We start from the raw sequence: 9,043 nt of genomic DNA, 5'->3' as shown, positions 1-9,043 counted from the left end.
TCAAATCACCACAAAGGTTTGGCTTTGAATCGATCGCCGTGCAGCTATCGCCACAACTACCTAAAAACTAGGGCTGGAGTGTCAAGGGGCTTAATTTTACCCGATCTTCAACTGTGCCTCCCAATCAATACCACTGATGCGATGTTAGCCAAGTGTCTCAAAAGGCTTGGTTTTACCCGATCTCCAACTGTGCCGATTGCTCATACTATTGTGGCGGCTTTTGCTTTGACTACAAAATTTACTGGCTTACCTTCGTAACGGTTAGAGCATTCTGGCCGCCCAAAAATACTGAGGCACTTCGCTTTTTTGTACTAAAGTGCGGTAGCACTGCATTCAATCTCGCAAACAAACTGAACTGCAACTCAAGAAGAGAAAAACGCTACCGCCATTGTTCAGATACATTAATATGCAATAGCTGAATGGCTAATAACGAGGCCGCTATTTTTTAGGCAACCTTAACATTCTATTCGATTAGTTCTGCTTGCTCGATATTGAAAGTACAGCTTGCTATAAATGCTACAGTTAGTAGCTTGCCTCTGCTACAATTACTTGAATTGGGAGTGCAGAGTTTGCTGTTAAATTATTAAATTGATATTAAGTGTACCGTCACGGTAAAAAACCTCAAAATTAACTTTTTGAGACTGGCTTTTCATGAGTTTTTTTGCATAAATTTGAGTTTTTGTGAGTTTTCATGAGTAAAACTATGCAAGCTCAGCTTGAACTATTAGCTGAAGTCGAAGCAGTATTTGCAGCAAAAAACTCACAAAAACTCACAAAAGCTCAAATTTATGCAAGCTGGGAAACCAAGGAAAAAAGCAGAGATGAGCGATAGCAAGCAATGTTTTTGTGATCGCAAACCTAACTTTTACGTGCAGAAAGAGAAATAATGCACCCTCCTTTTACGGAAGCCTAACCGTAAGGTCGGGTTTAATACTTTTTTAAGCTTTAATGACAATTGTAACTATTTGTACTACAATTCAAGCTGAATATTCTATAGCTCTAAGAAATTAGAGGGAGAAAATGCTTCAAAAGCAATTCAACGAACTCATCACTTATTCAAGTGCGATCGCACCTAAACAAACTATTTTATACAAATAAATAAAATTATAGTCAGTCTCTACGTTAATAAACTGTCTAAATAGCCCTCTCCAATTGGGGGATATAAATTCACCTGAATAGCGCTTGTAGATTACAGTTATTAACTTGTATCTTGGCTCATAGTGTGATTCCTGATTAAAAGCTATGAAAACTTTACTGAAAGCAAGACCCAGAGAACGGCTATCAAACCATATCCACATTCGCCTAACTGACTCGGATTATAGCCAAATTCAAACATTAGCGAACCAAGTAAATTTGAGTATGAGCGACTTCATCCGTCGTGCAGCTTTGAAAAGAGCCATGCCACGCCCTCTAACTGTATTTGACTTGAAAGCCTATCAAGTTTTATGCCAAATTAATGCCCAACTTAGAGTTGCCGGAAACAACCTCAATCAGATTGCTAAAGCTTGCAATAGTGCTGTGGTATTAGGAGAACCCGTTACTGTCAATAGAGGACTCTTAGAAAGCGTACAGCACCTTATTCAACAAAACCAAACTGCAATTAAAACAATAGTTGCCAACCTCACCAAATCTACAGTCCGCTAATTTTTAACCAGCCTGAGCAATTGATGTAATAAACCTACTGCGAAACGGTTATGATTGGCAAACAAATCAAAGGTACAGGCTGGAGGGGATGTCTGAACTATGTACTCGGCAAAAAAGGTGCTTACTTAATTGGCGGTACTATGTGCGGACAGACTCCTGAAGAACTGGCTGCTGAATTTGCGATCGCCCGACAACTAAGACCTAACCTGAAAGTAGCAGTTTTTCACGCCACTTTATCTGTCGATAGCACCGAAAAATTAGAAGATTCTGAAGAAAATGACCAACGCTGGCTGGCAATCGCAGCCAACTACATGAAAGCGATGGAATTTGACAACAACCAGTATGCAGTTGTCAAGCACAACGATACAAACCATGACCACATTCACATTGTCGCCAGTCGCATTCGCCTAGATGGAAGTATCGTTGACGATAGCTGGGATTATTACAGAAGCCAAGAAGTAATCCGCCAGTTAGAAAGAGACTACAATTTAGAAGCTGTTACACCTAGTTGGGAAATAGATAAGCGAGCTCCGACTACAGGAGAACACAGATATTTACAAAGCAAGGGAAACAAGAGCGTTAGGGTACAATTGCAAGACCTAATTGATGAAGTTACTCAAGACAAGCCAACTATGCCAGAATTTGTTGAGCGGTTGCAGCAACAAGCCGTAGAGGTGCAAGTCGGATTGACTCGAACTGGAATCGGCTTCAGTAAAGGCATTTCTTACAATTTAGATGGAGTCGCTTTAAGTGGCACTCAGTTGGGTAAAGCCTACACTTTTTCTGGATTGCAGAAGCATCGAGGCGTTAGCTATGACAAAGGGCGAGATAACGCCCTAATTGAGGCTTTAATGCAGCCACAACACTTAGCTATCGCCCCCAGCGAGGCAGAGGAAAATGAGTTAGAGTCGTCACAATCTGAGCTAGAAATAACCGCACCTGCAATTCCTGCAACAGCAAATGAGTTAGAGATGTCACAATCAGAGCTAGCAGCAATCGCACCTGCAACTTCTGCAACAGCAAATGAGTTAGAGTCGTCACAATCCGAGTTAGCAGCAACCGCGCCTGCAACTCCGGCAACAGCAAATGAGTTAGAGTTACAACTGTCAATCCTGCCTGAAAGGAATGAAACTCAGTGGCAAAAAGTGCGATCGCATCTAGCAGTCGAGTACAGTTTACCTTTAGAATTGCTTAATTTATTGCACTCTCATTCTTGGCTGTATGCCGGCTCAGAAAAGGCTATCTTCACGGCACGGACGCTTGACGGGGAAGCCCGGTTCGCTTTTGTTCTCGATGAAAGAGGCAACTTTACTACAACCCATCCCCTGTCATCTGAAGCTGCTTTCTGGGTAGCCACTACTGGAGAAATTGAGCGAGCTGTGATTGCCTGTAACCCAATCGAAGCCCTTTCACTTTTGCTTATTGAACAGGATAACTCTACAACAGCACCAGCCACAGTTTACCTAGGAATTGAACGAACTTCACAACTACCTATACAATTCTTACAAGAACTCGATAGCGTTATTATAGCGCTCGCCGAAAATTCTCAGCTCGCTCGAAATGCGATCTCGCTGCTACCGAATGCAGAACTTGTCAATCCACAGTCAAGTTGGAATGATATCTGGATACAATTAATTGAGCAAGAACAGCAAACTCCTAAACAAAATAACCAACAGTATAAACAGCGCATCCAAGATATAGAACTGGATTAGCTTTTACAGCTTTAAAAATTGATACGACTTACGCAACTGAGGAATTTTTAGACTATCTGTGGCGTAAGGTGCACTATTGCGATCGCCCTTAAGAGTTCGTCATTTCTGGAACAAAATCACTCATTTATGTGCAGTTTTACCTAAGTTCTTTACCAGTAGATGCCCAGCTAAATAGTTGGGCTATTCGTCAACATTGAGGCATTGAAAACCAAGTGCATTGGAGTTTATATGTGACTTTTAATGAATATAAATCCCGCATTCGGTCGTTCAACAGTCCTCAAAATTTGGCTTTTCTAAGACGAATGGCACTTAATGCCATCAATCAAGAAACGCCTCTCCGACGTAGTTTGCGACAAAAAAAGAACCGAGCGACGATGAATGATGACTATATGATGCAGATTCAAAGAGTGCTTGTGTCAAGCCTGATTGAGATGCTCTTACCCTAGACTCACTTACTCACGCTTGTGCTCTGTTGAAGTCGAAACGGCCAATATCCAACTTTCGACTCCTAGCTATCTTTGTGACTGATAAAGCTATGGTCGATGTTGGATTTGCTGGCATCAACCCGACCTACAAGCAAAAGCGATCGGCTCTCATGGCGAGTTAAGTCCAAGCTCGATGCTCGCTGTTGGACGAACGATCGTCCAACAGCGAGCATCAACATCTTTACTGGCTGCGAGATTAAAAACAGGAGGGCAAGGCGCGATCGCGTTGGGCGTTACCAGCCAATACCCAACTGCACCAACGGGCTTGCGTCGTGCCCGGCGATGCTCCATCGTAACCAAGGCTTTCCTGTACACCAACTGGCTCGCTCTTGGCTTCAATATCGACTCAAAGAGCGAGCGTACAGCGGGCGTCAAAATCCAAACAGCGAGCAAGTCAAACTTTCTCCTCTTAGCTGCCCAGAGTGAGCGTGAGCTAACTCCAAATTGCAGCTATTCTCATAGCAGTCTTGCAAAAACCATAAAAACCATAAATTGATCATTTTTACCCCCTTCTTACGTCTATTTGACATGGCTTGCTATGCGACTACCGTACTTATTACGAGGATTTAGCAGGATTCAAGAGGTGTCGGAGTACAGAAAATCACGCCAAAAGCAACAATTCTTTACAAAAACTCATAAGCATTTATACTTAAAATGAGGCTAAAAGTACGAAATAGGAGGTGTAATGAGTAAAAAATGTGCTGTTTTTTCCTCTTTTTTCCTCCCAATTTTTAGCTAATTTTTTTGGCTCAGTTATATCGATTTTCCTGCATTAGTTTGGTCAAAGTGCACTCGGATTGATAGAGTCAATGGGGAGCTTGCGTCAAAGCGGCTTGCAGGTTTATTCGGACATTCGATTGACATCCTCCCACCACTGATTCGGAATACTGAGTCCATGCTGCATCACCGATCGATTTGCAAGAGTGTCTATTCTTGACCATATTACGAACCATCAAGTCCTCATACGCCACCAAATCGGTTAGGGTCGAGGGGAGTATTACTACTCCACCCCTCCCATCCGAAACCGTGCTTGCGACTGTCGGGCAAGAGAGCATACGTCACCGTATCTCCTCCCCTCAGAACCGTACTTGCTACTCGTCGCATCATACGGCCGGGGCCTTTGCCTTCACAGAACGTTTACCACTATGTACCGTCTTATGGCAAATTTTATGTAGGTGTTGAAGATTGTCGATTTCATCTGTTCCACTTTTTACCAGAGGTACTATGTGGTGTGTTTCTAGAGCTTCTCCATTGTGTAGATTTTCCCCACAGATTGGACACAACCAGTTCTGGTTTTGGGCTATTTTGTAATATTTAGACCCAGGCTCCCAAATGGTTTTACCCACAGAAGAGCGATTTACTTCGTGATGCGACGATAAAACTTTGTAATTAGCAAACCCATCAACCTGACAAGCACGATGGACCGACCATAACAGGTGGAGACAGATCACCCCCATGTCTGGCAAGAAAATCTGCGATCATCAAAACCTTGAGGTTAATATAGACTCTAATAACCTTAGCAACAGCTCCTACGCGGAGCCAAAGCAATCGCAACGGTCACATAAGTCATCTACAGAACCCCGCCTCTGCCAAAGAAAATTCTACGAAGAATGCCCCAGTAGTGCAATCACAGATACAATCTATACGGCTGGAGTCACTGGTATGGATTTCTGGGAAATAAGCGAAACCAGTTTGAATGGTCGCAAAGATTTTTCCAAAGGTCGAGTTGAATTGCAAATCCGCGATCGTTTCGACCTAACAGACTTTGCTGAAATTGCCTATCAAGCCAAGGAAATTATCGCCCAGAACTTCGGAGAAGAAACCCTCAAACTGCACTATGCACTGGCAATGATTGCCTTTCGCAAGCCCGAAGTCGGGAGAGAGCAAATTACAGTATCAGCATCTAAACTCCTAGCTGACTTTGGTGAGAATAACAAAAAGAAACACTACATCCCAAAAGCCGAACGAGACGCCAATAGCCAGCCAGCCCGATACCTTTCTAAAGAAGAAAAACTAAGAGCCTTAGCCTATCATGGATATCTGCTAAAACGATTAGAAGTTTCCGTTAAAGCTTGGCGGATACGCAATAAAATATTTACTATTGAACACTCCAATCTCTGGGAGATTTTTCAAATTACCGAGGTGTTTCATCAAGAAAAAAACACCTTGATCGATATTGAAATCACTTATCGCCCTGGCAAATGGTTTGACAAATTTGCAGGTCACGAATACTTGCGGGAATTTGGCTACCTTACCAGCGAGGCGCTAAAACTAGATTATTACCAGGAAAAAATGGCTCTCAGACTGGCTTATTTTGCCCTATTTGCCCTGCAACAGCACAAAAGCGGTCGGTATCAAATAGAAACACTGCTGACGCGAATCGGGTATAAGAACGACATAGAGACAGCCAAGAGAAACGGAGTTACTGCCTCGAATTTAAAGCGCAGCTTCGATCGAGGGCTAAAAACACTGGGAAATTTTGAATACCCCTACCTCTTTGACTACGAGTCCGATGTCCCTGACTGGGCGTATCCAAACAGCCAAATTAAAAAGCCCAATCACTGGTTTGAAACCTGGCTACAACTTAACGGGACTTTACGCCAGCCAGAAGCGCTACCCAAACACCCACAACAACCCGAATCAAAACCAGAGCAACCGCAACCGCCCAAAAGACCCGCCCACAAGCAGAAGTCAGCTCAGCCAGCAGCCAACCTAACCGAACCCATAGCTTTTGGTCAATGGGTGAGAGAAGCTCGGAAAACTATGGAAGAAAGCCTGAGAACAATGGCAAAAGAGCTGGGTATCTCAGCATCCCAGCTATCTCAGATTGAGAACGGCTGCTATCCACATACCATCAAGCCCAGCCTGAAAACCAAGATAATTCGTCACCTTGGCTTAAATGAGTAACTAGCCAACCAAAAGGCATCTTGCATCCAGCGGAAAGACTCCCAATTCAGGGGGTCTTTTTAGCTTTTTGAGCAGCAGAGTGTTTAAACCGCTAAACACCTAAAAAATTAGCAAATTTGCTTGAATCTCTTATCTGACAATGGTTTCAGCGCCTAAACACTTTGGGGGTATTCGGAAAAGTTTAGGGGGTATTCGGAAAAGTTTAGGGGGTATTCGGAAAAGTTGTAAATTTGAAACCTTTGTCCTGTATAGCTTTCAGCGCCTAAAAATCTCCTGAGTAGTTTGAGTAGTTTAACGGAGTGTCACTAACCACAGCAGCCGAGTCAGACAGGCTAAGGATTGATTTCAAATTCTGCCCAATATAAAACGTGACGAGAGAAATTTATCTGAGGTGCTGGAAGCATTGCCGTCAAACCAAACGCACGGGAATTGCCCGCAGCCTTGCTGACACCAGAGAAACACCCCTACCCCTACGAAAAGCCCCCTCAACCCCGCCTAACCGCTTCCGGCTGCCCCGACCTTCCACCAACACCGGAGGTGTGCTGTGAACGCGCCCATCTCCCCACTGTCCGAATGGCTGGCTTCGGCCATAGACCCCGACCTCATCGCCCTTAACATCCAAACCCTCTCAGGCGACACCCCGTACCAATACCTCCTGTACGAAATCAACGCCGCCTCCGGCAGAGTCCATCCCGACGCACAATGGCGGTGGGCCAGAAAGCACTACAGCCACATCGAACACGGTGGCTGGTGGTGCAATGGTCTTGACCCCCTCAACAACTGGCAACCCATGTATTGGGGCTGCTTCAAACCCCAAAGGCCCCGAAATGCCTTTGACCCCAAAGGCAAAATCAAACCCGTCAAATACGAACACCCCCCCAAAAGCCCCACCAGAGCCTTCTTCCTGCAAGTCCCAGACCACATCTGGGCAAAAGTCGCAGCCCGCTACGATTTGCCCATCGACAACTCAGACAAACAACTTGGCTTCTGGCAATGGGTGTGGGACAACAACATCCCCGTCATCATCGTCGAAGGCGCAAAAAAAGCCGGATGCCTACTCACACTGGGCTACGCCGCCATCGCCCTCCCCGGTGTCACCGGCGGTGTCAGAACCAAAACCCCGCAAGGCGAAAAATGCGACCCCTACCTCATCCCCGAACTCCAACACTTCGCCACCCCAGGGCGGGAAATCTACATCTGCTTCGACTGCGACAACAAACGCCAAACCATCCAGAACGTCAACCGGGAAATTGGCAAACTCGGCCGCCTGTTCGCAGCGGCAAATTGCCCCGTCAAAGTCATCAACCTGCCAGGGCCAGAAAAAGGCGTTGACGATTTCGTGGTATCGAAGGGCTCCGATGCCTTCAACGCCCTCAAAAATGAAGCGCAAGGCTTCCAATTCTGGCTCGCTAGGGAATCATGGCTTTTAACCTATCCCGCCTCTTTAAAGCTCAATTCTCGCTATTTGGGAAAACTCCCCTATCCAGAGTCCGGGTTAGCCTGCATCAAAGCCCCCAAAGGCACCGGCAAAACCCAAGCCTTGACTAACTTAGTCTCACAATCCCTTGACACAGGCGATCGCCGCGTGCTGATAATTACCCATAGGATTCAACTGGGCAGGGCTATCTGTGCCAGCTTAGGAATCAACTACATCGACGAAACCAGAGACTCAGCCGAGGGTAAACTATTCGGATACGGCTTGTGCATAGACAGCCTCCACCCCCTCTCTCAAGCAAAATTCAATCCTGAAGATTGGGAAGGTGCGATCGTCATCATCGATGAGTGCGAACAAGTCATCTGGCACGCCTTAAACAGTTCAACTTGCCGCGAGAACCGAGTCGCCATCTTGCAAACTCTGCAAGAACTCATCCACAACGTCTTGACAAGTGGCGGCTTAGTTGTTGCCCAAGATGCCGACTTATCCGATTACAGCATCGACTACCTAATAGCCATAGCAGGCATCCCTATTTCGCCTTGGGTTGCTGTTAACGAGTGGCGGCCAAAACGAGGGCGAGATGTGACTTTTTTTGCTACTTCTAACCCGGCTTCGCTGTATGTGCAGATGGAGCAAATTCTGTCTCAAGAAGTCACTTGTTGCGACCTGGAAAGCCGTGCTGAATGTTGCCATATAAACGCTACTGAATGTAGCTCTATAAACCCTAGTAAATCTCACCCTGTAGAGCTACATCGACCGCGCATTATGGTTGTAGAAGACTCTCAAAAAGTCACCGGAAAATGGTCTTGTCGCAACCTGGAAACGCAACTGCAACGCCGCTTTCCCCATCAGCGAATTCT

Annotated in this window: 8 protein-coding genes; 6 read left to right on the top strand and 2 right to left on the bottom strand. The window is 45.4% G+C overall.

The window, feature by feature from the left end; all coding sequences use genetic code 11:
- From QUB12_RS35680 to QUB12_RS35665, 4 genes are all read left to right on the top strand, one after another.
- Positions 1-258, top strand: a 258-nt coding sequence (locus QUB12_RS35680; protein WP_333310831.1) for a hypothetical protein, incomplete at its 5' end; no start/stop codon positions are given.
- Positions 259-691: 433 nt separating this feature from the next.
- Positions 692-832, top strand: coding sequence for a hypothetical protein (locus QUB12_RS35675; protein WP_333103245.1), 141 nt, complete (start codon positions 692-694; stop codon positions 830-832).
- Positions 833-1,242: 410 nt separating this feature from the next.
- Positions 1,243-1,644 carry a plasmid mobilization protein gene (locus tag QUB12_RS35670; RefSeq protein ID WP_333103246.1) on the top strand — a complete coding sequence of 134 codons (402 nt, stop codon included), beginning with the start codon at positions 1,243-1,245 and terminating at the stop codon, positions 1,642-1,644.
- Positions 1,645-1,694: 50 nt separating this feature from the next.
- Positions 1,695-3,356 carry a relaxase/mobilization nuclease domain-containing protein gene (locus QUB12_RS35665; RefSeq protein ID WP_333310829.1) on the top strand — a complete coding sequence of 554 codons (1,662 nt, stop codon included), beginning with the start codon at positions 1,695-1,697 and terminating at the stop codon, positions 3,354-3,356.
- Positions 3,357-3,949: 593 nt separating this feature from the next.
- Here QUB12_RS35665 and QUB12_RS35660 read toward each other — a convergent pair.
- Entirely contained in the window at positions 3,950-4,234 is a 285-nt protein-coding gene (locus QUB12_RS35660) for a hypothetical protein (RefSeq protein WP_333103248.1), read from the bottom strand.
- A gap of 710 nt (positions 4,235-4,944) precedes the next feature.
- Positions 4,945-5,298: an HNH endonuclease gene (locus QUB12_RS35655; RefSeq protein WP_106334385.1), complete on the bottom strand. Its 354-nt coding sequence runs from the start codon at positions 5,296-5,298 to the stop codon at positions 4,945-4,947.
- 205 nt (positions 5,299-5,503) lie between these two features.
- Here QUB12_RS35655 and QUB12_RS35650 point away from each other — a divergent pair, with 205 nt between their 5' ends.
- Both QUB12_RS35650 and QUB12_RS35645 read left to right on the top strand, forming a co-directional pair.
- On the top strand, positions 5,504-6,748 hold the full coding sequence (locus tag QUB12_RS35650) for a helix-turn-helix transcriptional regulator (RefSeq protein WP_333103249.1): 1,245 nt from the start codon (positions 5,504-5,506) through the stop codon (positions 6,746-6,748).
- A gap of 544 nt (positions 6,749-7,292) precedes the next feature.
- On the top strand, positions 7,293-9,043 hold a 1,751-nt coding region (locus QUB12_RS35645; RefSeq protein ID WP_333310827.1), incomplete at its 3' end, for a DUF3854 domain-containing protein.

Source organism: Microcoleus sp. B7-D4, assembly GCF_036705125.1.
In the GTDB taxonomy this organism is placed as follows: Bacteria; Cyanobacteriota; Cyanobacteriia; order Cyanobacteriales; family Microcoleaceae; genus Microcoleus.
This window is presented reverse-complemented; position numbering and strand designations above follow the sequence as displayed.

What these genes read in the sequence shown, in the direction of transcription:
- QUB12_RS35675 (WP_333103245.1), top strand. Translation starts at nt 692, where the DNA reads ATGAGTAAAACTATGCAAGCTCAGCTTGAACTATTAGCTGAAGTCGAA.
- QUB12_RS35670 (WP_333103246.1), top strand. Translation starts at nt 1,243, where the DNA reads ATGAAAACTTTACTGAAAGCAAGACCCAGAGAACGGCTATCAAACCAT.
- QUB12_RS35665 (WP_333310829.1), top strand. Translation starts at nt 1,695, where the DNA reads ATGATTGGCAAACAAATCAAAGGTACAGGCTGGAGGGGATGTCTGAAC.
- QUB12_RS35655 (WP_106334385.1), bottom strand. Translation starts at nt 5,298, where the DNA reads ATGGGGGTGATCTGTCTCCACCTGTTATGGTCGGTCCATCGTGCTTGT.
- QUB12_RS35650 (WP_333103249.1), top strand. Translation starts at nt 5,504, where the DNA reads ATGGATTTCTGGGAAATAAGCGAAACCAGTTTGAATGGTCGCAAAGAT.